At 47.3% G+C, this 24,074-nt stretch carries 20 protein-coding genes and 1 pseudogene; 10 read left to right on the top strand and 11 right to left on the bottom strand.

Annotation, left to right across the window (positions count from 1 at the left end):
- Nucleotides 1–19 precede the first annotated feature (19 nt).
- Genes dxs through xseB form a run of 3 tightly spaced genes read right to left on the bottom strand, consistent with a single transcriptional unit; the run spans nucleotide 20 to nucleotide 3,057 of the window.
- Nucleotides 20–1,885 carry a 1-deoxy-D-xylulose-5-phosphate synthase gene (gene dxs / locus PG915_RS12955; protein WP_353496886.1) on the bottom strand — a complete coding sequence of 622 codons (1,866 nt, stop codon included), beginning with the start codon at nucleotides 1,883–1,885 and terminating at the stop codon, nucleotides 20–22.
- Between the two features lie 24 nt (nucleotides 1,886–1,909).
- Nucleotides 1,910–2,794 (bottom strand): (2E,6E)-farnesyl diphosphate synthase, encoded by an 885-nt coding sequence (ispA, locus tag PG915_RS12950; protein WP_353496885.1) that lies wholly within the window; start codon nucleotides 2,792–2,794, stop codon nucleotides 1,910–1,912.
- Between the two features lie 20 nt (nucleotides 2,795–2,814).
- Nucleotides 2,815–3,057 carry an exodeoxyribonuclease VII small subunit gene (xseB, locus tag PG915_RS12945; RefSeq protein WP_353496884.1) on the bottom strand — a complete coding sequence of 81 codons (243 nt, stop codon included), beginning with the start codon at nucleotides 3,055–3,057 and terminating at the stop codon, nucleotides 2,815–2,817.
- 334 nt (nucleotides 3,058–3,391) lie between these two features.
- On the opposite strand from xseB, the gene pomA reads away from it, so the two are divergent.
- The 3 genes from pomA to thiI all read left to right on the top strand — a co-directional run bounded on the left by pomA (nucleotide 3,392) and on the right by thiI (nucleotide 6,842).
- Nucleotides 3,392–4,156 carry a flagellar motor protein PomA gene (gene pomA, locus PG915_RS12940; RefSeq protein ID WP_353496883.1) on the top strand — a complete coding sequence of 255 codons (765 nt, stop codon included), beginning with the start codon at nucleotides 3,392–3,394 and terminating at the stop codon, nucleotides 4,154–4,156.
- Nucleotides 4,157–4,189: 33 nt separating this feature from the next.
- Nucleotides 4,190–5,125, top strand: coding sequence for a flagellar motor protein MotB (locus tag PG915_RS12935; RefSeq protein WP_353496882.1), 936 nt, complete (start codon nucleotides 4,190–4,192; stop codon nucleotides 5,123–5,125).
- Nucleotides 5,126–5,393: 268 nt separating this feature from the next.
- The gene (thiI, locus tag PG915_RS12930; RefSeq protein WP_353496881.1) at nucleotides 5,394–6,842 is read left to right on the top strand and encodes a tRNA uracil 4-sulfurtransferase ThiI; all 1,449 of its coding nucleotides are present in this window, start codon (nucleotides 5,394–5,396) and stop codon (nucleotides 6,840–6,842) included.
- Between the two features lie 151 nt (nucleotides 6,843–6,993).
- Here thiI and PG915_RS12925 read toward each other — a convergent pair whose 3' ends face one another.
- Complete coding sequence (locus PG915_RS12925; protein WP_353496880.1) at nucleotides 6,994–8,565, bottom strand: lytic transglycosylase; 1,572 nt, start codon at nucleotides 8,563–8,565, stop codon at nucleotides 6,994–6,996.
- A 76-nt stretch (nucleotides 8,566–8,641) separates the two neighbouring features.
- On the bottom strand, nucleotides 8,642–9,400 hold the full coding sequence (gene gloB, locus PG915_RS12920) for a hydroxyacylglutathione hydrolase (RefSeq protein ID WP_353496879.1): 759 nt from the start codon (nucleotides 9,398–9,400) through the stop codon (nucleotides 8,642–8,644).
- A gap of 38 nt (nucleotides 9,401–9,438) precedes the next feature.
- On the opposite strand from gloB, the gene PG915_RS12915 reads away from it, so the two are divergent.
- A complete protein-coding gene (locus PG915_RS12915) occupies nucleotides 9,439–10,188 on the top strand; it encodes a class I SAM-dependent methyltransferase (protein ID WP_353496878.1) in 750 nt (249 codons plus the stop codon).
- On the opposite strand, the gene rnhA is transcribed toward PG915_RS12915, so the two are convergent.
- On the bottom strand, nucleotides 10,185–10,649 hold the full coding sequence (rnhA, locus tag PG915_RS12910; protein WP_353496877.1) for a ribonuclease HI: 465 nt from the start codon (nucleotides 10,647–10,649) through the stop codon (nucleotides 10,185–10,187). The two genes, PG915_RS12915 and rnhA, sit on opposite strands and share 4 nt — an antisense overlap.
- A gap of 57 nt (nucleotides 10,650–10,706) precedes the next feature.
- Here rnhA and dnaQ point away from each other — a divergent pair, with 57 nt between their 5' ends.
- Complete coding sequence (gene dnaQ / locus PG915_RS12905) at nucleotides 10,707–11,453, top strand: DNA polymerase III subunit epsilon (RefSeq protein WP_353496876.1); 747 nt, start codon at nucleotides 10,707–10,709, stop codon at nucleotides 11,451–11,453.
- Between the two features lie 9 nt (nucleotides 11,454–11,462).
- A complete protein-coding gene (locus PG915_RS12900) occupies nucleotides 11,463–12,719 on the top strand; it encodes a TIGR03503 family protein (protein WP_353496875.1) in 1,257 nt (418 codons plus the stop codon).
- A 129-nt stretch (nucleotides 12,720–12,848) separates the two neighbouring features.
- Here the strand turns inward: PG915_RS12900 and fadE are convergent, their stop codons facing one another.
- On the bottom strand, nucleotides 12,849–15,293 hold the full coding sequence (gene fadE / locus PG915_RS12895; RefSeq protein ID WP_353496874.1) for an acyl-CoA dehydrogenase FadE: 2,445 nt from the start codon (nucleotides 15,291–15,293) through the stop codon (nucleotides 12,849–12,851).
- Between the two features lie 334 nt (nucleotides 15,294–15,627).
- On the opposite strand from fadE, the gene lpcA reads away from it, so the two are divergent.
- Both lpcA and PG915_RS12885 read left to right on the top strand, forming a co-directional pair.
- Entirely contained in the window at nucleotides 15,628–16,203 is a 576-nt protein-coding gene (gene lpcA, locus PG915_RS12890) for a D-sedoheptulose 7-phosphate isomerase (protein WP_353496873.1), read from the top strand.
- A gap of 49 nt (nucleotides 16,204–16,252) precedes the next feature.
- Nucleotides 16,253–17,095, top strand: coding sequence for a class II glutamine amidotransferase (locus PG915_RS12885; protein WP_353496872.1), 843 nt, complete (start codon nucleotides 16,253–16,255; stop codon nucleotides 17,093–17,095).
- Between the two features lie 107 nt (nucleotides 17,096–17,202).
- Here PG915_RS12885 and purN read toward each other — a convergent pair whose 3' ends face one another.
- Both purN and purM read right to left on the bottom strand, forming a co-directional pair.
- A complete protein-coding gene (purN, locus tag PG915_RS12880; protein ID WP_353496871.1) occupies nucleotides 17,203–17,841 on the bottom strand; it encodes a phosphoribosylglycinamide formyltransferase in 639 nt (212 codons plus the stop codon).
- Between the two features lie 4 nt (nucleotides 17,842–17,845).
- Nucleotides 17,846–18,886, bottom strand: coding sequence for a phosphoribosylformylglycinamidine cyclo-ligase (purM, locus tag PG915_RS12875; RefSeq protein WP_353496870.1), 1,041 nt, complete (start codon nucleotides 18,884–18,886; stop codon nucleotides 17,846–17,848).
- A gap of 243 nt (nucleotides 18,887–19,129) precedes the next feature.
- Between purM and upp the strand changes: the two genes are divergently transcribed.
- The gene (gene upp / locus PG915_RS12870) at nucleotides 19,130–19,756 is read left to right on the top strand and encodes a uracil phosphoribosyltransferase (protein ID WP_112459669.1); all 627 of its coding nucleotides are present in this window, start codon (nucleotides 19,130–19,132) and stop codon (nucleotides 19,754–19,756) included.
- 76 nt (nucleotides 19,757–19,832) lie between these two features.
- Here upp and PG915_RS12865 read toward each other — a convergent pair whose 3' ends face one another.
- Nucleotides 19,833–21,074 carry a uracil-xanthine permease family protein gene (locus PG915_RS12865; protein ID WP_353496869.1) on the bottom strand — a complete coding sequence of 414 codons (1,242 nt, stop codon included), beginning with the start codon at nucleotides 21,072–21,074 and terminating at the stop codon, nucleotides 19,833–19,835.
- Nucleotides 21,075–21,333: 259 nt separating this feature from the next.
- On the opposite strand from PG915_RS12865, the gene PG915_RS12860 reads away from it, so the two are divergent.
- Nucleotides 21,334–22,533, top strand: a complete 1,200-nt coding sequence (locus tag PG915_RS12860) for a DUF2066 domain-containing protein (protein ID WP_353496868.1) — start codon at nucleotides 21,334–21,336, stop codon at nucleotides 22,531–22,533.
- Nucleotides 22,534–22,603: 70 nt separating this feature from the next.
- Here the strand turns inward: PG915_RS12860 and PG915_RS12855 are convergent.
- A pseudogene (locus PG915_RS12855) lies at nucleotides 22,604–23,915 on the bottom strand (IS4 family transposase).
- Between the last annotated feature and the right edge of the window lie 159 nt (nucleotides 23,916–24,074).

Here is a 24,074-nt window from a genome sequence, read left to right as displayed (position 1 = left end):
TTAACTTGTGGATGCGTCTCTACTTGGAGATGTAATCGCGAATAGAGGCTTCGATGCCAGCAGCATCAAGGCCGAGTTCAGCGTGAAGCTCATCTTGTGTGCCTTGTGCGATAAACTTGTCGGGAAGACCAAGGTTAAGCACTGGCTTCATTAGCTTCTCACTCATCATAAACTCAATCACCCCAGCGCCAGCGCCGCCAGCGATAGCGTTTTCTTCGAGAGTGACGATCACATCATGATTGTCACACAGTTCACGGATAAGCGCCTCATCGAGAGGTTTAACAAATCGCATGTCAGCCACGGTAGCATTGAGATTGTCTGCTGCAACCAAAGCGCTGTCCAAGAAGGTACCGAATGATAAAATCGCTACTTTCTCACCTTCGCGAACAATACGGCCTTTACCGATCTCTAAAGCGGTAAACTCAGCTTCTGGTGCCGTACCATTACCGCTACCACGAGGATAGCGAACAGCACTTGGACCTGTGTGCATGTGACCGGTGTAAAGCATCTGACGACACTCGTTCTCATCACTTGGTGCCATGATCACCATGTTCGGAATACAGCGCATAAAGCTAAGGTCAAACGCACCTTGGTGGGTTTGACCGTCTGCACCAACAAGGCCTGCACGGTCGATGGCGAACATCACTGGCAGATCCATAATCGCAACGTCGTGGATCAGTTGGTCGTAGCCACGCTGTAAGAAAGTCGAGTAAATCGCGACGATTGGTCTATTACCAGCAATAGCCATTCCTGTTGCTAGTGTTACAGCATGCTGCTCAGCGATAGCAACATCGAAGTACTGACCAGGATATTCTTTAGAGAAACGAACCATACCCGAGCCTTCACGCATCGCTGGCGTAATCGCCATTAGCGATGGATCTTTAGCTGCCATATCACATAAAAAATCGCCAAAGATTTTCGAATATGTTGGTTTGCTTGAGCTGCTTTTCGGTAAGGTTGAGTGCGACGGATCAAACTTAGGTACGCCGTGATAACCGATAGGGTCTTTCTCAGCAGGCTCATAACCTTTACCTTTCTTAGTCATGATGTGCAGGAACTGAGGGCCTTTAAGCTCACGCATGTTTTTTAGCGTTTTTACCAGTTCATTCACATCGTGACCATCGACAGGGCCGATGTAGTTGAAGCCGAGTTCTTCAAACAAGGTTCCAGGAACAATCATGCCTTTAAGGTGCTCTTCGGTGCGCTTGACCAATTCTTTGATTGGCGGAAGGCCAGATAGCGCCTTTTTACCGCCTTCACGGATAGAGGTGTACAGGCTTCCTGACAGTACTTGAGCTAGGTGGTTGTTCAGCGCACCGACGTTTTCCGAAATCGACATCTCATTGTCGTTTAGGATAACGAGCATATCAGGATGCACATCGCCAGCGTGGTTAAGCGCTTCAAACGCCATGCCCGCTGTGATTGCGCCGTCACCAATGACGCTGACGACTTTGCGATCTTTACCTTCTTTGGCGGCAGAAATCGCCATGCCCAGTCCAGCGCTGATCGATGTCGAAGAGTGACCAACAGACAGAGTGTCGTATTCACTCTCTTCACGCCACGGGAATGGGTGCAGACCATCTTTTTGACGGATGGTTGAAAGTTGCTCACGACGACCCGTTAAGATCTTATGCGGATAGGCTTGATGGCCAACATCCCAAATAAGTTGGTCGAAAGGCGTATTGTAGACGTAATGCAAGGCGACGGTGAGTTCCACCGTGCCAAGTCCGGAAGCCAAGTGTCCACTAGACTGGCTCACTGAATTTAGCAAATACGTCCTAAGCTCTTCACACAGCTTAGGTAAAGATTCCTTCGGCATTAGGCGAAGTTCTTCTGGCGTGTTTGCTAATGTCAGTGTCGGATACTTTGAAATATCAAGTGTCATAGTTATTTAGCGCTTTAATATAGTCTAGTTGTTGCGCTCGATGACGTATCGGGCGAAGTCTTCGAGAAGTTGAGTATTGTAGGGTATCGCTTGCAAAGCACAAAGTGCTTCTTCAAAAAGCTGTGTGGCTTTTTGTTGAGCGCCTTCCAATCCCAGTAATGCAGGGTAGGTGCTCTTGTTCAGTTCAACATCTGAACCTTGAGGCTTACCAAGGGTCTCGGTGTCACCCACAATGTCTAAAATATCATCTTGAACTTGGAACGCGAGGCCAATGGCTTCAGCGTAGGTTTCAAGCTGTGGCAAGTATTCGCGACCTTTATCACCCGCTGCCAATGCGCCCAGTTGAACCGCGCATTTTATCAGTGCGCCCGTTTTGTGGCGATGGATACGCTCAAGCTCATCCAATGTAACTTGGCGGTTTTCAGCTTCGAGATCCAATGCCTGTCCGATGCACATACCCGCAGCACCAGAAGCACGCGCAAGCTCTTTTACCATAGTAATACGTTGCGACTCGGCAAATGGCGCCAAAGTCCCTTCTGATAATATGGTGAAGGCTAGCGTTTGCAGAGCATCACCGGTCAAAATCGCGGTGGCCTCATCAAATTCTATATGGCAAGTTGCTTTGCCGCGGCGTAATTCATCATCGTCCATAGCCGGCAAATCGTCATGGACGAGAGAATAGGCGTGAATACACTCAATCGCAGCGGCTGGTGTGTCGAGCTGCTCTTCACTGCAACCAAAGATAGAGCCAGTGGCATAGACTAAGAATGGTCTCGCACGCTTGCCACCCAAAAGCAGGGCGTAGCGCATGGCTTCAATCAGTCGTTGTTGCTGAAAGGGGTAGCCATCCAACCAAGCGTCCAGCTGCTGGTTGTTACGGGTTTGATAAGACTTCAAAGTCTCAATCATGGGGATACTCACTTTTGAAATTATTCTGACGGCTGAGTAAAGTCTTGAAGATCGGCGTCATCATCCTTAGCCAATAAGATGCTAACTTTTTGTTCCGCTTCGGTCAGCTTTTGCTGTCCAGCTCTCGCTAGGGCGATACCACGCTCGAACTTCTTCAGCGCATCGTCCAGTGCCAGATCGCCGTTTTCCAGTTGTTCTACGAGTGTATCGAGCTCGTCTACTGTCGCTTCGAACGACATGTTCTCAGGTTTCTTAGTCGCCATAACGTACTTATTTTTTATGAAATGATCGAACGTTACATGAGCGGCTAGCGATGGTCAAACTTATGGTGCGAAAAATGCTGTTAACAACCACTGTGCGGATTTTGATTGCTAAAAAAAACGTCAATATTGCCAGCTAAGCCGTTATCTTCTCTGTAGAAAGCGAATGGAAGCGAAGGAGTTCTGACAGTTGGCGACGCAATTTTGTGATTTTGTGGTCATAAATCACTTAAAGATATGGCCACTTGGTCGATAACCTAAAAGTAACGAGATAGACTCGGGCTGCTTTTCGGTTCGTCTGAGTGGCTAAGATGTCAAATTTTCTATGGAGTGTTGAGTGGATTTAGCAACGCTGATAGGCCTCATTGGTGGGGTCGCTTCGATAATTATTGCGATGGTGCTCGGTGGCAGCATCATGACTTACTATGATACTACGTCGGTATTTATCGTTATCGGGGGATCGACATTTGTCGTCTTGATGAAATTCACGCTAGGGCAATTCTTTGGTGCCGCCAAAATCGCCAGTAAAGCGTTTATATTCAAAACCGATGAACCAGAGGATCTGATCGCTAAGATTGTTGAAATGGCTGACGCAGCGCGTAAAGGTGGTTTTCTAGCGCTCGAGGAAATGGACATTCAAAATAGCTTTATGCAAAAGGGCATTGATCTTCTCGTCGATGGCCATGATGCAGAAGTGGTGCGCAATGCGATGCAAAAAGACATCGCCCTTACTGACGAGCGTCACGAAAAAGGTGCGGCAGTGTTTAGAGCTTACGGAGATGTTGCACCCGCAATGGGCATGATTGGTACCTTGGTTGGTTTGGTTGCGATGCTATCGAATATGGACGACCCTAAGTCCATTGGTCCTGCGATGGCGATTGCACTATTAACCACGCTTTATGGTGCGATGCTTGCGAACATGTTGTTCTTTCCAATTGCCGATAAGTTGACTCTACGTAGGGAACAAGAGAATCTTAATCGTCGTCTAATAATGGATGGTGTGTTGGCAATTCAAGATGGCCAGAACCCTCGCGTTATCGATGGCTACCTTAAAAATTACATCAATGAAAACAAGCGCGCGTTCGATCTCGATGGCGAGTAGCGTTTCCGTGGTGACTAGTAACGGGATTAAGTGATGGAACAGAAAGGCAAATGTAAATGTCCACCTCCAGGTGCTCCGGCTTGGATGGCGACCTTCTCTGATCTCATGTCGCTGTTGATGTGCTTTTTCGTTCTGCTGCTGTCGTTTTCCGAAATGGACGTGCTGAAGTTTAAACAAATAGCAGGTTCGATGAAGTTTGCGTTTGGTGTGCAAAACCGCCTTGAGGTGAAAGACATTCCTAAGGGCACCAGTATTATTGCTCAAGAATTCAGACCAGGCCGACCTGAACCGACGCCAATTGATGTGATCATGCAGCAAACCATTGATATCACCCAGCAGACTTTAGAGTTTCAAGAGGGAGATTCGGATAGGGCGGGGGGCAATCAGCGTGATGATGGCAAGATCACCGGCGGTCAAACCGCCGACCGTACTCAAAAGAATCAGATTGGTACTGCATCTTCAGATAGTGAACAGCAAAACGAAGATCTTGAAGAGTTGGAGCAAGTGATCAAGCAGGCGCTGCAGCAAGAGATCAACCAAGGTGCCGTCGAGGTGGAAAACCTAGGGCAGCAGCTTGTTATTCGTATTCAAGAAAAAGGCGCATTCCCTGAAGATTCTGCGTTCTTACAGCCTAAGTTTAGGCCCTTGGTAAGGCAAGTTGCCGATCTTGTTAAAGACATTCCAGGTCAGGTTCGTGTTTCCGGGCATACAGATAACCTGCCACTCGATTCTGAGCTCTATCGCTCAAGCTGGGATCTCTCTTCACAGCGCGCGGTATCGGTAGCGCAAGAGATGGAAAAGGTGAAAGGTTTCTCTCATCTAAGGCTTAGGGTCATTGGCGTCGCCGATACAGAGCCGCTAGGACCGAATGATACCGAGCGACAACGGGCTCGAAATCGCAGAGTTGAAATCAGTATCATGCAAGGAGAGCCGGTGTATACCGATGAGGTATCGGCCGATGGCAACTAATGGTTAAGTGATTGCCATGACTTCTAAAAACGCTAGAGCTTTGCTCTGGCGTTTCTGTTTTTTTATCGCTGAGTACCCCCCTTTTTTTGAATTGGGTGGATTGCTCGCATCTTATAAAGGTTGCGGGTATACTTGCGCCCCTAATGAACAATCGCTCAGTGAAGTCTCATTGTTTGCACTCTGAGTTGAGCGAATTTGTACTACAGTTGATATGTGTTTCCCCATACTGTCGCGCTCAGACAGCATTGCAACGAGATGTGAAAAGACTATGAGATTTATCGTAAAGCCCCATCCAGAGATTTTTGTAAAAAGCGATTCAGTGCGTAAGCGCTTTACAAGGATCCTTGAGTGCAACCTGCGAATCATTATCCAGCGCCGTACGGAATCGGTGGCGGTGTTTAACCGTCGTGATCACATTGAAGTGAGTGCAAGTTCAGACCAATATCATAGAGAAGTATTGGAGATCCTGACTCAGACCCCTGGTATCCACCATGTGCTTGAAGTTCAGCAATCTGACTTTACTGATATGCACGATATCTATGAGCAAGTTCTTGATCTTAATGGCAAACGTATCGAGGGAAAAACCTTCGTGGTACGTGCGAAGCGTCGTGGCAAGCATGACTTTACTTCGATTGAGCTTGAGCGTTATGTAGGTGGTGGCCTTAACCAAGCGGTAGAAAGCGCTCGTGTGAAGCTGTCGAAGCCTGATGTGACCGTCAATATCGAAGTGGCGAACGACAAGCTTAATCAGGTTATCGCACGTCACAAAGGTCTTGGTGGCTTCCCGCTAGGAACTCAAGAAGATGTGTTGAGCCTTATCTCGGGTGGTTTTGACTCAGGCGTGTCTAGTTACCTGCACATTAAGCGTGGTTCAAAAACGCATTACTGCTTCTTTAACCTTGGCGGCCCTGCGCACGAGATCGGCGTAAAGCAAGTAGCTCACTTCCTTTGGAACAAGTACGGCTCGTCGGCGAAGGTGAAGTTCATCTCGGTAGACTTCGAGCCGGTTGTTGCTGAGATCCTTGAAAAAGTTGAAGACGGCCAAATGGGCGTTGTCCTCAAGCGCATGTTCATGCGCGCGGGTGGTATGCTTGCTGAGAAATACGGCATTGAAGCTTTGGTTACTGGTGAGGCTTTGGGTCAGGTATCGAGTCAAACACTGACTAACCTTCGCCATATCGATGGCGTGACAGATACGTTGATCCTTCGTCCTCTTATCAACTGGGACAAAGAAGACATCATCGATCTTGCCCGTGAAATCGGTACCGAAGATTTTGCTAAGACCATGCCTGAATACTGTGGCGTGATCTCTCGTAAGCCAACGGTCAAAGCAGTTAAAGCGAAGCTTGAAGCGGAAGAAGAGAAATTTGATTTCGCTGTACTTGAACAAGTGGTGCTTGATGCTCGTATGATCGATATCCGTGATATCGAGAAAGAGAGCCAAGAGCAGGCGCCGGAGGTTGAGCAAGTGGAATCGGTTGAAAACGATGCAATTGTACTAGACATTCGCAGTGCAGAAGAGGAAGAAGCAAGCCCGTTAGAGCTTGATAACGTAGAAGTGAAACATCTGCCGTTCTTCAAGCTAGGCACTAAGTTTGGTGACCTCGACCAATCGAAAACGTACCTGTTGTATTGTGACCGTGGTGTAATGAGCCGTTTGCAAGCCTTATACTTGCAGGAACAAGGCTTCAGCAACGTTAAAGTGTACCGCCCATAGGGAGGCGCGCCTCGCTCACTCGACGAGTTTAATAGAAAAACGCCAAGCTAACTGCTTGGCGTTTTTTTGTTTAAGTCCTTTCGAACGATCAACAGGTGTAAAAAAGCCAGTCAATAGACTGGCTTTACAATTTATAGCGCTGAAGTAACGGTTAGGCGCTGGTTTTAGTGACGTCAACGTACAGTTTTAACTTCTGACCTGGTTTAAGGTATTTATTTTTCTGAAGGCTGTTCCACTTCACTACATCATTGGTGCGTACTTTAAATTTGTGAGCAATACCGCTAATGGTGTCGCCGCTGCGAACCGAGTAAAAGATGGTGCGAATGATAGCGCCATCGCTAGCACTCTTCCAAATCACTAACTCTTGACCAACACGCAATGTGTCTCTTGGTCCCATACCATTCCATTTTGCCAATGACTGGTGTGACACCTTGTTCGCTTTCGCAATCGACCACAAGCTATCACCGCTTTCTACCTTATGGGTGACTTTGTAGTTACCGCGTGAGGTAGATTGTGTTTTGGCTAGGCGATTTGACGCACTCAAACTGTATGTGGAATCGTCTTTGGTTGACGTCGGCACCAACAAGTATTGACCAGCGCGGATATTATTGTTGCTTAGGCCATTCGCGTTGCGAACAACTTTAGTGGTGGTTTGGTGGCGCTGAGCAATAACACTGAGTGAATCACCTGATTTCACCTTGTAGCGTACTAGACGCATACCTTTGCCACGGTTCTTCTCCAGCTCAACGCGGAACTTTTCAACGCTATTGACCGGCAGCAGTAGGGTTTGTGGACCATTTGGTGCCGTTGCCCATTGGTTGTATGCTGGGTTGTAGCTCTGTAGCTCCTTCACTGAGATACCCGCATACTTTGCCGCAATCGCTAGATCAAGCTGCTCATTTGGCTCGACAAGTTCAAGAGCGGGTTGGTTTGGAATCGCAGGGATATCAACACCGTATTTCTCTGCGTTGGCGAGAATATCAGCCAAAGCCAACAGTTTCGGAACGTAGCCACTGGTCTCTTTCGGTAGATCTAGCGAGAAGAAGTCGATAGGTTTACCTGCATTGCGATTTTTTCGAATCGCGCTAGAGACTCGGCCGCCGCCGCTGTTGTAGGCCGCTATCGCATGATTCCAGTTACCGTCAAAGCGTCGGTTAAGCTGTGTCAGGTAATCGAGCGCAGCATTGGTCGACAGAGTTACGTCGCGGCGACCATCAAACCAGTAAGTTTGATCTAGGCCGAACGCTTTGCCAGTGGCTGGAACAAATTGCCACAATCCCGCTGCACTACCGTGTGAGTATGCAAACGCATCAAACGAGCTTTCTACGATAGGAAGTAGTGCCAGTTCAAGCGGCAAATCACGCGCTTCGATCTCTTCAGTAATGAGATATAAAAACGGTTTAGCGCGCTGCGAGACCGTTTTTAAGTGATTAGGGTGCTTGATGTACCATTTGCGATAGTAATCGACTTTCGCATTATCCGGGATCTCCATCTCCAACTGCATCGCGATACGCTTCCAAACGTCCTCTTGTTGTTGAGGCGTGAGTGCTTTCGATGCAGGTTTTACTTCAGGAGTGTTAACGGAAACGGGCTTTGTTGTTTTAGTTGTCGCTGTTTCTGCAGGAGAGTTGGTTGGCTCTGTTGTGGTGCTGCTTGTATCTGGCTGAGTCATTTGACAACCAGCCAGCAACAGGGCAAATGCCCAACTGTATTTCTTATGCATTGTGTTTGCTACAACCTCTTACTTGAACGGCTGAGCATAATACTAATAGGCGTTGGGCCAAACAAGCAGCAAAACGTTAAAATTCGTTCTTCCACTCACGTAATGCGGTAAAAGTGGCTAAAGGATCATTATTCGCACTACGATTTGCTACCGAGTTCACAACTTCGGTTTGCGTGGTACGCAAGAACGGGTTGATGCGTTTTTCCACGGCAATTGATGTAGGTAAAGTCGGAAGTCCTTTGGCTCTTTTCTGATTCGCGTCATCGCGATATTGGTGCAAGAACTCATTATGCGGCTCAACGGCTAGCGCAAAAGCGAGGTTGCTCAGCGTATATTCGTGCGTACAGTACACTTCGGTTTCTTCCGGGAGAAGCGTGAGCTTTTGCAGTGAGTTGTACATTTGCTCTGGCGTGCCTTCAAAAATGCGCCCGCAACCGGCTGAGAATAAAACGTCGCCACAAAATAGCTTACCATCACCGACATAACCAATGTGATCGAGTGTGTGGCCAGGCAAGTTCAATACTAGAAACTCTTCGTGGAAAAGGTTAATGCGGTGACCTTCGGCTACCCTATGGGTCAGGTGTTCAGTAGCAGAGTGTTCAGGACCAATGACACTGATAGAAGGATATTTCTCAATCAGTTTGGCGATACCGCCGGTATGATCCCAATGATAGTGGGTCACAAGAATAGTTACAAGCTCAAGCTCGTGCTGCTCTAGGTAGTTAATTACGGGCTCTGCGTCGCCTGGATCGACAACGGCACACAAGTTTTGGTTATTTTGAATAAGCCAGATGTAATTGTCATTAAATGCAGGTATGCTTTTGATATGTAACATTGTTGTTTCTCCAGTTCGGTTTGGGAGATTGCCCGAATATGAAACCAGCTCGCAGCAAGAAAAAAGTAGACCATCCTCATTCCTGGGATGAACTCGCCAATGGGCAATGGGTATCAGAGTCGATTCAAACGCGCCTTGACGAGTGGTGCCCTAAGTTATTTGGTTACCACTTACTTAAGTTAGGTGGTTTGAGCTGCGAGTTAACCAGCTGCAATTGCAATATTCAGCATCAAGTTAATCTTGATGTTAAAAACCCTCTTCACAATGTTATCGCTGACCGCTACGAATTGCCATTTTTAGAAAAGAGTTTTGATGCGATAGTGATGTCGCACCAACTTGAGTATGCGGAAGATCCACATCGTTTACTGCGCGAAGTTGATCGGGTGATGATGGATGATGGCTATTTGATTTTGACCGGGTTCAATCCCATGAGCTTTACGGGATTGGCAAGCTTGATGCCATGGCGTAAAAACAATTTTCCTTGGAGTGGCCGCATGTTCACGCCGGGTCGCATTAAAGATTGGCTTGGGGTACTTAATTACCAAGTCGTGTATGCCGACACCTATGCGTTGTTTCCAATGAAACGTTATCGCACGATGTGGACTTGGCTAGAGAGCAGTATGGGTGATTGGGCATCGCCAATGGGCAGTTTATATTTTATCGTCGCGAGAAAGCGTACCTATCCGCTAAAACCGATCAAACCGCACTGGCGCTTGAAAAAGAAACTGACGCCCGCAAGCGTCAGTTACCGAACCGCAGATAAACAGCAGTCTGGTGACGTACGTTAGCTAGGCTGATAACCGGTATCTTCTTCGGTTGGGTTTTCCGCCGCCGCTCTGGCAAGCTCATCACACATCTCATTTTCACGATGACCTGCGTGACCTTTAACCCAGCGCCAATCAACCGTATGACGCGCCGTTTCGGTATCGAGCGCTTTCCAAAGGTCAGCGTTTTTCACTGGCTTCTTGTCCGCGGTTTTCCAGCCACGTTTTTTCCAGTTATGGATCCATTGCGTAATACCTTGACGCACGTACTGGCTGTCGGTGGTAAGGATCACTTCGCACGGCTCTTTAAGCGCTTGCAATGCGACGATGGTGGCCAGCATTTCCATACGATTATTGGTGGTGAGTGTGTAGCCTTTGGCTAGGGTCTTTTCATTCTGCTTGTAACGCAGCACAATGCCGTAACCGCCAGGGCCCGGGTTGCCTAAACAAGAGCCGTCTGTGAAAATTTCAACCTGCTTCGTCATGATTTGATACTATAGAGTCTTGAACGTTTATCCACATAGTCTGACATACAAAACGCCATGAATACCAGTCACAATCCAGAACAGCGCCGAATCGTGGTACTCGATACCGAAACCACGGGTATGAATCGTGAGGGTGGTCCTCACTATATGGGACACCGCATCATTGAAATTGGTGCTGTTGAGATCATCAATCGCAAACTGACTGGTCGTCACTTTCACGTTTATCTTAAGCCTGACATGCCAATCCAGCCTGATGCGATTGACGTTCACGGTATTACCGATGAGTTTCTACTCGACAAGCCGGTTTACAAGCAAGTGCATGAAGAATTCTTAGACTTCATAAAAGGCGCAGAGCTTGTGGCGCACAACGCGCCCTTCGACGTGGGCTTTATGGACAATGAGTTCGGAATGTTGGATGCCTCAATAGGCACCACCGACCAATATTGTAAGGTCACCGATACCCTTGCCATGGCAAAGCGCATGGCCAATATGCCGGCGAGAAAAAACCTCGATTCTTTGGCAAAACACTACACCATCGATACCTCGGCACGTATTCTCCACGGCGCATTGCTCGATGCGGAGATCTTGGCTGATGTTTATCTGGCGATGACCGGTGGTCAAACGTCAATGCAGTTTAATGCGGGGCGGTCAGATGGCAGTGATGCTGATGGCGAATCTATTAAGCGCCTCACATCTTCAAGAAAATCATTAAAGGTTTTGATGGCCTCTGCCGATGAATTGGATGCGCACAGTGCGCGTTTAGATATCGTTGAAAAAGGCGGCAGTTGTCTCTGGCGTCAGTAGGAGAGAGTCATGCAGAGGATAATGCTAGCGATAGCCATGTGGTTGTTGCTGACAGTGGGTGCGGTCGCGAGTGAATCCTCAATGCCTTTTCTCGAAAACCGCTTTCGGGTCGATGAAACCGTCGATAGGATTACTTTCTTAGTCTATCGGCAAGAGCGCTCTAAGCCTGTCACACTCGTTAGACCCGATGGTAAAAAATACTATGCTTGGCGTCACCCGTCTCATGTTCGCTGGATAGAAGAGCCTACGGTTGATGTGATTACTATCGAGCGCCCTATGCCGGGGCCGTGGCAGGCGATCGGCAAAGTAAGTCCGAAAAATAATATTCAAATCATTTCTCAGTTAAGCCTCAAAGCAGAGACACTCCCTCAACGTATTTATCAAGGCGAAAAGCTAAAGTTCACCGCTCGGTTGATGAGTGACGATGAGCCACTAATTGTAGAAAACATTCTTGATAGGGTTAACCTTCGCGTGGTGATGACCCGTTATCTAGAAGAGCAGACCCAGAAAAATAGCCAGCAGAGTGAAAAGATAGCGCCGGTGCCTATTGTCATTGGCGAGTTCTTTGATAGTGGTGAGGGGTTAGATGAGCGCTCCGGTGACGGTGTGTTTACCGTAGAGTTGCCTATCTCGGTCGAGCCGGGAAAATATAACGTTCGAATTACCACTGGCAACGGTGTGTTCTTGCGCGCGCTTGAACAAGAAGTCTTTATCTACCCAACACCATTTGTCACACGCTTTGTTCAAGGGGAAGGTGAGAGTCCGCATCAGGTAGTGGTCCGCGGTGAACCTGCGACTTTGGAGACCGGCTCGCTTGCCGCGTCGATTGAACTGCAACAGCCAGATGACAGCCAAAGCGTCGCTCAGAGTCAAGCAGATAAAGATAAAAATGACATGGTAGTGTCGTTTCACGATAGCGATCAAATCGGTACTTATAGCTGGTCTGGTAACGTCTATGCCAATGAATCGGCCTCCGGACGACCTCTAGTGTTTGAGTTGCCAAATCGTACCTTTAGTGTAGTGGGCACTATTGATCTTGCGAAAGCGGAGCAAATGCAGCAGGCAGCCCGTGAGGCAAGGAAAAAAGCGGAGCAAGAAGCACAGGTATTGGCACATCGCCAACAGGTGCGTCAAAACGCCATCATCGCGATCGCGGTGGGTAATGTGGTGTTGGTTGTGGTGGGTGGTTTGATTTGGTGGTTCGTCAGACGCCGCAGAGTCATTAAAGCGTCGTTGCCAGAAATGCAGTTGAAAATGCCAGGTTGATATTAGCCTTGGCCAAATAGCGACAGACTAAAAAACGATACACTGAAAGCTATATACCAAAAGTTGTCAATTAAAAAGCCAGCAAGGTTTCCCTTGCTGGCTTTGTTTTGTTTGTACGTTAATCAGCGATTACGCAACTTCCTCCATTGCTGGATAAACGGGCTTTGCTGCCAGTTCCTCCGGTGAGAAGTCATCAACGTTAATGGTGTATAGACGATGCGCTTCTGCTGTGGTCAACAGCTGTGCTTCTTCTTGAGTAATGATGCCTTTCTCTAAGCCAATTGCCGCTATTTTATCCAGTTGGGTAAATGGACGACGCTGCTCAATGGCTTTACACACTTTAGTAAACACAGGCTCGGCGCGTAGAATTATGTCTAGCGCTTGCTCAATGCGACCAACCGCATTGTACTCAGTTGGTTCGAAGTACTGACCATAACCTAAACGGGTACGTGCTGCGCTAGGAGTTTGCAGAATACGCGCAACCTGGCTGTCTAGTTTGTCAGACGGCGCTTTACGTACTGTGCCAAACGGTAAAACAATTATGCGCAATAGACGGCCAATGACTTTGTTCGGGAAATTCGCTAAGAAGTCATCCAATGCCTGCTCGGCTTGCAGCAAGCTATCTTGCATGCCCCAGTGCAGCATAGGTAAATCTTCACTGTTGCGTCCTTCAACGTCATAGCGTTTAAGCGTTGCGCTGCTTAGGTAAAGCTGACTCAAGATATCGCCTAGGCGAGCAGATAAGCGCTCTTTGCGTTTCAGTGAGCCGCCAAGTACGGCCATGGAGACATCCGATAGTAGAGCTAAGTTCGCGCTGTAACGGTTGAGCTGTTGGTAGTAACGTGTAGTGACATCTTTATGGGGTGCAGAAGAACCACGACCATCGGTTAGACCTAGCCAGAAACTGCGCACTAGGTTACTCACTGTAAAGGCAACGTGACCGGCTAATGCTTTATCAAACTTGTTCACGGCATTTGAAGCCGTTGAGTGAGCGGCTTCCATTTCTTCCAACACGTAAGGATGACAGCGAATGGCACCTTGACCGTAGATGATCATCGAGCGAGTTAAGATATTGGCACCTTCTACCGTAATGGCTACGGGCGCGCCTTGGTAGCCACGACCGAGGAAATTTGAAGGACCAAGACATATACCTTTACCGCCAACAATGTCCATCGCGTCGATGATGCTGCGCTGTCCTCGATGAGTACAGTGGTATTTAACGATGGCGGAGATAACCGATGGTTTTTCCCCTAGGTCGATGCCTGTCACGGTTAGGTGACTTGCTGCGTCCATCACGTACGCATTGCCACCTAGGCGTGCTAGTGGCTCTTCAATGCCTTCCATGTGACCGATAGGCTGTTTAAATTGACGACGAATGCGAGCGTAAGCGCCGGTTGCGAGAGCCGCAGTCTTGATGCCACCCGTTGAGCTTGATGGCAGGGTGATACCACGGCCAATAGACAAACATTCTACCAACATGCGCCAGCCTTGGCCGGCCATCTTCTGGCCACCAATAATGAAATCGATCGGAACAAAGAGCTCGTTAGCTTGGGTTGGACCATTCTGGAAAGGTACATTAAGTGGGAAGTGGCGATTTCCGATTTCCACTCCTTTTAGGTGAGTCGGGATAAGAGCACAGGTAATGCCAAGATCTTCTTTGTCACCTAACAGAGCGTCAGGGTCTCTCAGTTTGAAAGCAAGACCCAGCACAGTGGCTACTGGCGCGAGGGTAATATAACGCTTGTTCCAAGTGAGCTTCATACCCAATACTTCTTTGCCCTCCCATTGACCTTTACACACGACGCCAAAGTCTGGAATCGAGCCCGCATCAGAGCCCGCTTCTGGACTGGTTAGGGCAAAACATGGGATCTCTTTACCAAGGGCAAGTCTTGGCAGGTAGTAGTCTTTTTGTTCTTCTGTGCCATAGTGCTGCAGAAGCTCACCTGGACCTAATGAGTTCGGCACGCCTACTGTTGACGAGACAACGCTCGATACGCCACACAGTTTTTGCAGCACGCAAGACTGTGCGTAAGCGGAAAATTCAAGACCGCCATACTGCTTTTTGATGATCATCGCGAAGAATTTATTGTCTTTTAGGTATTGCCAAATCTCTGGTGGAAGATCCGCCAGTTCGTGGGTGATTTGGTAATCGTTGATCATCGCACACACTTCATTGACAGGGCCGTCTAGAAAAGCTTGTTCTTCTTCTGTGAGCTTTGATGGAGTGATGTTTTGCAGCTTTTGCCAATCAGGCTTACCTTTAAATAGTTCCGCTTCCCACCAAACCGTGCCTGCATCCAGAGCTTCTTTCTCGGTTTGCGACATAGCAGGGAGGACTTTTTTGAACATTGCGAGCGCTTTAGCAGAGACAAGTGATTGTCTAATCGATGGTAGACACAGCACGGCCACAGTGGCGATATAGAGCGCCCATGAGATAGCACCGAATACACTCAGTAGCGTGCCAAGCACCATTGCTGAGGTGATTAACAAAAGGGATTTTGCCAGCGACGCTCGTTGATAAAAGCTGATACCAATAGCGCCGAGTAAGGCGACGAGAGAGAGCAAGATGTCCATGATGGTTCCTTTATCTAGGTACTTATTGTTGTTTTGGGTCAGTTTGCGGTGGCACTGACTCTTATCTGTACGTTGAAGGTAAGAGGTCGTACCAGTAATAATTGTAATTAAAATATTGCACAGATGTAAAATCTGTCAAGTAATTGCTCTAGTTGATTGCAAAATAAGCGGCCTAGGCAGCACTTTGTCTGCCAAAGGTCAATTTGAGCAACAATAATGATGAAATTGGTGCCGTGGTCATATGCCATCTATCGACAGAGTTGACGGTTTATAGGTAAACTCAGAATCAACAGCCATCGCATAGGTATGGCGAAAAAACAAAGAGAACAACACTATGTACCAAGACTTGATTAGAAATGAGCTAACTGAAGCTGCTGAAGTACTGAATAAATTCTTAAGTGACGACCACAACATTGCTCAGATTGAAGCAGCTGCGAAGATGATCGCTGATTCTTTTAAGCAAGAGGGTAAAGTGCTGTCTTGTGGTAATGGTGGTTCGCACTGTGATGCCATGCACTTTGCTGAAGAGTTGACGGGTCGCTATCGTGAAAACCGTCCGGGTTACGCTGGTATTGCGATTTCTGATCCTAGCCACCTTTCTTGTGTGAGTAACGATTTCGGATACGACTTTGTCTTTTCTCGTTACGTAGAAGCAGTAGGTCGCCGTGGTGACGTGCTGTTTGGTCTATCAACGTCTGGTAACTCTGGTAATATTCTTAAGGCGATAGATGCGGCGAAAGCAAAAGGTATGAAAACCATTGCTTTAACGGGTAAAGATGGCGGTAAAATGGCGGGTCTGGCGGATATTGAAATTCGCGTACCACACTTTGGTTACGCTGACCGCATTCAAGAAGTCCATATTAAAATCATCCACATCATCATCCAGCTGGTTGAAAAAGAGATGGAATAGCCGCTTGCTATTGTGATGACAACTAGGAATCAAAAGAGTAGGGAACTCAATGTGTGAATTGCTTGGCATGAGCGCCAATGTGCCAACAGATATTTGTTTTAGCTTTACCGGTCTAATTCAACGGGGCGGTAATACTGGCCCTCACAAAGATGGTTGGGGGATCACCTTCTATGAAGGGAAAGGTTTTCGCACCTTTAAAGATCCGCAGCCAAGCTGCGATTCGAAGATAGCTGAGCTGGTACAAAGCTATCCGATTAAAAGTCGATCTGTGGTGAGTCATATCCGACAAGCCAACCGTGGCCAAGTGAATTTGGAAAACACCCACCCGTTTACTCGAGAGTTGTGGGGGCGTTATTGGACCTTTGCTCACAACGGTCAGTTAACGGATTACCAGAAACTTAATACGGGGCATTTTCGACCCGTGGGTGAAACGGACAGCGAGCTCTCGTTTTGTTGGTTGCTTCAAAAGCTAGAACTGCGCTTTCCAGAGCCACCGCAAGATATGGAGGCAATGTTCGCCTACGTAGCAGAATGTTGCGACGAGCTAAGGGAGCTTGGTGTCTATAACATGCTGCTGAGTGATGGTGAATACGTCATGACTTATTGCACCAATCACCTTTATTGGATTACGCGAAAAGCACCGTTTGGTAAAGCAACTTTATTGGATGAAGATGTCACGATTAACTTTCAAGAAGAGACGACCCCGAATGATGTTGTTTCGGTCGTGGCAACTCAGCCGTTAACAGGTAATGAAACGTGGCATCGAATGAAGCCAGGAGAATATAACCTGTTCCACTTTGGTGAGCGTGTTGGTGGTAATGTGGATAAGCTTGTAGACGTAGAATTTGCAGAAGCTAAGCCCAAAAGCCAAGCACCTATAGAGCCGTTGTAGTTCGTACAGCTATGCCGTTCTTAAAACGTGGTTAGAAAAATGAAAAAGCGAGTGATGAACATCACTCGCTTTTTTTGATTGGTTTATACAGCCGTATCGTGGTTTAGCTATTTGTCTGCATAGCCTTGTGGCCCAAGAGCGACACCATCTAATAGGGCTCTACTTCCATCCATGACCAAGCGATCTTCGACAAACCATTTCACTACCAATGGGTAAATCTTATGCTCTTGGCTTTGAACTCGTTGCTCTAGTGTTTCAACCGTATCGTCATCGAACACAGGGACCTTCGCCTGCAGAACAATCGGCCCACCATCCAGCTTTTCTGTAACGAAGTGGATACTGGTGCCGTGGTGTTCATCGCAGTTATCGATCGCACGTTGATGCGTATTCAAACCTGGATACTTAGGCAATAATGATGGGTGAATGTTAATCATTCGACCCATATAGTGACGAACAAACTCACCACTAAGAATACGCATATAGCCCGCTAGTACTAATAGATCAGGATTGTGCACATCGATTCGACGCATCAATTCAGCATCAAATGCTTCTCGTGTTTCGCTTAGCTTAGGGTCGAGAAATTCCGCCTCGGCGCCAGCATTACGCGCACGTTCCAGTGCAAATGCCGATTCTTTGTTAGAAAAAACAGCACGCACTTTCGCATTCGAGATAGTCGACTCACAGGCATCAATAATGGCCTGTAAGTTGGTTCCATTACCTGAAACTAAAACAACGATATTCTTCATGAAATTAATTGATCTCTACTTGCTCTTCACCAGCTTCTGCAGTTGCGATCTCACCAATAACCCATGCGTTCTCGCCTTCTGCTTTTAGAAGTTCAACCGCTGCATCTGCTTGTGCTTTAGGAAGAGCAACAACAAGACCTACACCACAGTTGAAAGTGCGGTACATTTCGAACGTATCAACGTTGCCTTTCTCTTGTAGCCAGTTGAAGATAGCAGGCCATTCCCAGCTAGTACCGTCGATAACAGCTTTAGTGCCTTCTGGCAGTACGCGTGGGATGTTTTCCCAGAAACCGCCGCCAGTAATGTGAGAAATGGCATGGATATCGTGTTCAGCGATCATCTTAAGAGCTGATTTGATATAAATTTTAGTTGGCTCTAGTAGGTGCTCACCGATAGTGCGCTCACCTAGTTTCTCGTTTTTATCTGCGCCAGATACTTCTAGGATCTTACGGATAAGCGAGTAGCCATTTGAGTGTGGGCCGCTTGAACCCACGGCAATAAGTGCATCACCAGCAGCGACTTTTGTACCGTCGATGACGTCTTCTTTTTCAACGACACCTACACAGAAACCTGCAACGTCGTAGTCTTCACCTTCATACATGCCTGGCATTTCTGCAGTTTCACCACCAATGAGTGAACAGCCTGCTTGGATACAGCCTTCGGCAATACCGGATACCACGTCAGCTGCAGTATCAACGTCAAGCTTGCCCGTTGCATAGTAGTCGAGGAAGAATAGCGGCTCAGCACCTTGAACAATCAGGTCGTTCACACACATAGCAACCAGGTCGATACCGATGGTGTCGTGCTTGTTCATGTCTAGGGCTAGGCGCAGTTTAGTACCTACACCGTCAGTACCAGATACCAATACCGGGTGTTTGTATTTTGTTGGCAACTCACATAAAGCACCAAATCCACCGATGCCTCCCATTACTTCAGGGCGACGAGTGCGCTTAACCGCGCCTTTAATACGGTCAACTAATGCGTTACCTGCATCAATATCTACACCAGCGTCTTTATAGCTTAGGGAAGTGTTGTTTCCGCTCACGGGACAGTCCTCGATAAATAAATGGATGTGAAAGCGGCGCTATTCTAACAGGGGTTTATCCAAAAAGGAAAACGTTTGCGTAAGAAAATACAAACTATTTCCTCGAAGCATCAATCTGTGTATTTACAGTCTGTTGTGACATTTTATTGCGTACAAATACCACTTTGCCCACATTGCTAACTGAAATAGTTAAAGAAACCATGTATAATTTGCAGGTTTTGTGAAATTTTGCCGGAGTTGGAAATGAAAGTTGTTGAAGTTAAACACCCCCTAGTAAAACACAAGCTTGGTTTGATGCGTGAAGGGGACATTAGCACCAAGCGTTTCCGCGAGCTTGCGACGGAAGTGGGTAGCTTGTTAACGTACGAAGCGACAGCAGACTTTGAAACTGAGAAAGTAACGATTGAAGGTTGGAACGGCCCAGTTGAAGTTGACCAAATCAAAGGCAAGAAAGTGACCGTAGTGCCAATCCTGCGTGCAGGCCTTGGTATGATGGACGGCGTTCTTGAGCACATGCCTAGCGCACGTATTAGTGTGGTTGGTATCTATCGTGATGAAGAAACACTTGAGCCAGTGCCATACTTTAACAAGCTAGCATCAAACATTGACGAGCGTATCGCTCTTGTTGTTGACCCAATGCTAGCAACGGGTGGTTCAATGATCGCGACTATCGACCTTCTAAAAGAGAAAGGCTGTAAGCACATTAAAGTTCTAGTATTGGTTGCTGCACCAGAAGGTATCGAAGCACTAGAAAAAGCACATCCTGATGTTGAGCTATACACAGCCGCTATCGATGAATGCCTAAACGACAAGGGCTACATCGTACCTGGTCTAGGTGATGCGGGTGACAAGATCTTCGGTACGCTATAAGTTCCGACTTTCTGCTTGTAAATAGGAAATAGTAAAAAGGCTGACAACTGGTCAGCCTTTTTTGTATCAGTAGGAATTAGTCTTCCATTTGAGCGTTATCGACAACCTTGTTCTCACCAAGATCGTGAGGCAGGATCTGGTTGAGGATAATCGCAACAATACCACACAGACTCACGCCTTGAAGGCTGAAGTCACCAATACCAAATGCCATACCACCGATACCAAATACCAAGGTAATCGCAACGATCACTAGGTTGCGTGATTTATGCAGATCCACATTGTTTTTGATTAGTGTATTCAGACCAACAGTTGCGATAGAACCGAATAGCAAAATCATGATGCCGCCCATCACTGGAACAGGAATGGTTTGTAGAATCGCACCAAGCTTACCAACTAGTGCAAGCACGATAGCGGTGACAGCAGCCCATGTCATGATTACCGGGTTAAATGCTTTAGTCAGCATTACAGCACCTGTTACTTCACTGTAAGTCGTATTTGGCGGCGCACCGACCAAAGATGCTGCAATCGTAGCCACGCCGTCACCTGCAATTGTGCGGTGAAGACCTGGTTTCTTCAGGTAGTCTTTACCGGTTACGTTTGAAATAGCTAGCATATCACCCACGTGTTCAACCGCTGGAGCGATGGCAACTGGCAGCATGAACAAAATCGCGTTGATGTTAAATTCTGGCGCAGTGAAGTTAGGTAGCGATAGCCAAGATGCTTCAACAACAGGAGTGAAATCAACCACACCATAGAAGAGGCTCGTTACGTAACCTGCCAAAATACCACTTACGATAGGTAAAAGTTTAAGGAAGCCTTTTGCGAACACGCTGACACCAACGGTCACAATAAGAGAGATTGCAGAGATCCACAGTGCTGCGTTGCCATCGATAAGCTGAACGGCACCATCACCTGTTTTACCAAGTGCCATGTTTACCGCGACAGGGGCAAGACCCAGACCGATAACCATGATTACAGGGCCAACAACGACTGGCGGTAGTAGCTTGTGAATGATTTCCACGCCTTTTACTTTGATTAGTGCCCCCATAAGGACATAGACGACCCCCGCAGCCATTAGGCCTCCCATGGTGGCACCGATACCCCAAGTCTGCACACCAAACATAATCGGCGCGATGAAAGCAAACGAAGAGGCAAGGAAGATTGGCACACTGCGGCGTGTTACTAATTGAAACAGTAAGGTGCCGACACCTGCACCAAATAGTGCTACGTTAGGATCGAGACCGGTTAAAAGGGGTACGAGTACCAAGGAGCCAAATGCGACAAACAGCATTTGCGAGCCTTGTAAGATCGTTTTCATAATGATTTTCCAAGCAAGTCAAAAAGAGTTAAGCAAAACGGATGGGATTCTAGCATCTTGTAATCGTTTACTTAATGATCTAGTTAAAGAGAACGCCGTTTTTGTAGCCTGAATCTCAATAGCTTGAGTGAGTTACTATTTGATCCATAGATGCGAGCCAGTAAATCCACTTATTGACCAAACCTTGAAGTAGTGAGCTTGCTCCAAAACGCATACTTGCTTATCATTTCCGCTTATCTGTTTGTAATTTAGGATGCTTATGCGTTATTTAGCTTGGTTGTTGGCCGCCGCGTGTGCTTTGCCAGCGTATGCGTTGACAAAAGTCGATATCTATTCGACGGAAGTAGTGGTGGATGCCCAGCAGCCGAATGCCGATGAATTGGCACGCCAAAAAGGCATGTTAGAGGTGTTGATTAAGGCCAGTGGCGATCTCAATGCAGCGTCCAACCCGGTTGTCAAAAAGGCATTAGGTAAGAGCTCTCAATACATTACTCAGCTTGGTTACACTCAAGTGGATGGTGAGCAGGCGATGCGCTTGAGCTTCAATAGCCAGCAAATCAATACGCTACTGACGCAAGCTGATTTACCGTCATGGCCTGTTGATCGTAAGAATGTCATGGTATGGCTGGTGGAAGACAGTGGCTATGACCGCACAATCGTTTGGGAGCATAGTAACTCACAAGCCGCTAGCCAGCTGAAAAAAGAAGCGAATCGCCGCGGGTTGCCAATTACGTTCCCAATTGGTGACTTTGACGATATCACAGGGATCCAAACCACGGATCTTTGGGGTGGGTTTGTCGACCCTATTGCCGAGGCAACGGCGCGCTACCCGGTTGATGCTATTGCGGTGATTCGTCTGCAAGGCAATAATCTTCGCTACACCCTGTACGACCAAACGCCAGACAAATTAGGTAGAAATACACTAGCGCCAGTGACGGGTTCAACATCCGGTGAACTGGCTATGGCTAGCGCTATTGATGAGATTAGCGATTACTATGCCTCTCAAAATGCAGCGACGACGCTTGGAGAGAGTGCAGGCATGGTTACCGTGTCTTTCTCACGCATGAGTAGTGCAGATGCCTTTTTCACACTTGAGCGTGCTCTTGGCCGCTTAGCCTCAACAGCTAAAGTCGATGTAGCTGAAGTGAGTGGTGATGTTGTGACAATGCGTGTGTCTCTGCTTGGCTCACTAGAAGCGTTTGAAGAAGAAGTACTGAAATTGGGTTTGGTGAAAAAACTTGAGCAAGCACCAGTCGAGGTTCCAGTGCAAGCGCCCGTTCAAGACAGCGAAGTGCTAGCAACGGAAGAGGCAAACGCATCAGAACAAGGTTTGGCAGTTGAACAGAGTGAGAGTGCGGTAGCGCCAGTCGATACAGTGACCGAAGAATTTGTGACTGAAGGTGTGACCGAGGTGGGAAAGCCGGCGCAGCCTGAACTTAGCTTTGAGTGGCTGTATTAAACGGTAACAATAACTTTCGTTATCCCATTGAAAAAGGAGGCATGATGCCTAATGCTTGTAAGTTAAGAAGCTAACACCTTTTAGAAGGCCTAGTCGCATAGCGACTGGGCCTTCTTTTTACCGCTCTTGGATAGCTCCTATCTCGCCTTTCTGGCAACGTAAAACTCTCAGCCATATCTAGGATATAGTTCATCACCTCCGGGATTCTTCCAGGTGCGACGGCAGGAAGGAGTTGTAACTGTCCTATTAAGAACAACGAAGCTTGTTTAAAGCCTATCTGGTAAGGCATTACCTTGTTTTGGTCGTAGGCCATTTGGCACATTAAGAACCGAAGTAAGTTATAGGCCAACAGCATCCCCCACAGTTCTTGTTCTATTAGTTCGGGCTTTTTGCTTCTTAGAGTCAGGTTGTTTTGAAGCATATATTGTTTCATCTCTCGATAACCCAACTCTATCTCCCATCGATGTCCATAAAGCTCTGAGATGTCTTTTCCTGGGTAGCGCAAGGGGTCAGTCATCGAGGTTAACAACCGTACCTCCTTACCCTTAATAGTCTTAGTTATCAATCGAGCTTCCAGTGTTTCTGGTGCATCGTGCCACTTTTCCTAGCTTGAGGGGATAGCTTTAATTCGACCAACTCTTGCCCACGCCCTAACTTGCGAAGCATTGTGTATTGAGCTCCTTTACGCATTGGAATAAGCCAATGCCTCTCTACCCTGTTGTCTGCCAACGGTGCAATAGTCCTAGAGCGTAAAAACCTCTATCGAAGATAGTTAGGCTATGGTCGGGAGAGCGCTCAATGAGCTCCGTAGTTAAGTCCACTTCGCTCTTTGATGTAGAGTCGAACGATGCACTATTTAGAAGGTGACTTGTCAGCTCCATATGGCAGACCATTCGGACCTGAGGGTATTCGGACGAGCACTTTTGATTCCGAGTTCGACTGAAGCGCTCATCATTGTCTTTAGTATCAGGGGTTCGCCAGACTACACCGTCGACCGCATGAAGTGTTAAACCATGCCAGTCTGGGTGGGGCGTTTTGTCATTCCATAGTTTCTGCGTTTGAGTAAAGACGGATTTCATGACATCGGAGCCCAGCCTTTGTCTTGCCTGAATTACTGCACTCGGAGCAACAAATGGCTTCTTACCTGGGAGAAGAATATCCAGCTTCGAGACGACCTTCTCCATGGACAAATGGCGATACAGAGACATCCCAACAACACTCCAAACCATCATTTCCATTGGTAACCTTCGTCTGCGAATAGTCGTAATTCCTGTATCTTCCAAACACTGGGAAATGAGTTCTGGAGAAAGCAGATCAGATAAACCCGAAAGTTGCTCTGCAGAGAATTGATGAACTTGGTTAAGAGCCTGTCTTAAAAACATAAAAAAAATCCGAGTGCATTGAATACACTCGGATTTTGACACTTTGAATGGATCGTTCAACCGATCATTTAGTTGTTAACTGATCGGCATTAGGCATGATGCCTCCTTTTTGTATTTATCGCTAAACTCTTCAATGACTCAACTCATTTCTACGAGTGC

The organism is Vibrio sp. CB1-14, from assembly GCF_040412085.2.
Classification (GTDB): Bacteria; Pseudomonadota; Gammaproteobacteria; order Enterobacterales; family Vibrionaceae; genus Vibrio; species Vibrio chaetopteri.
This window is presented reverse-complemented; position numbering and strand designations above follow the sequence as displayed.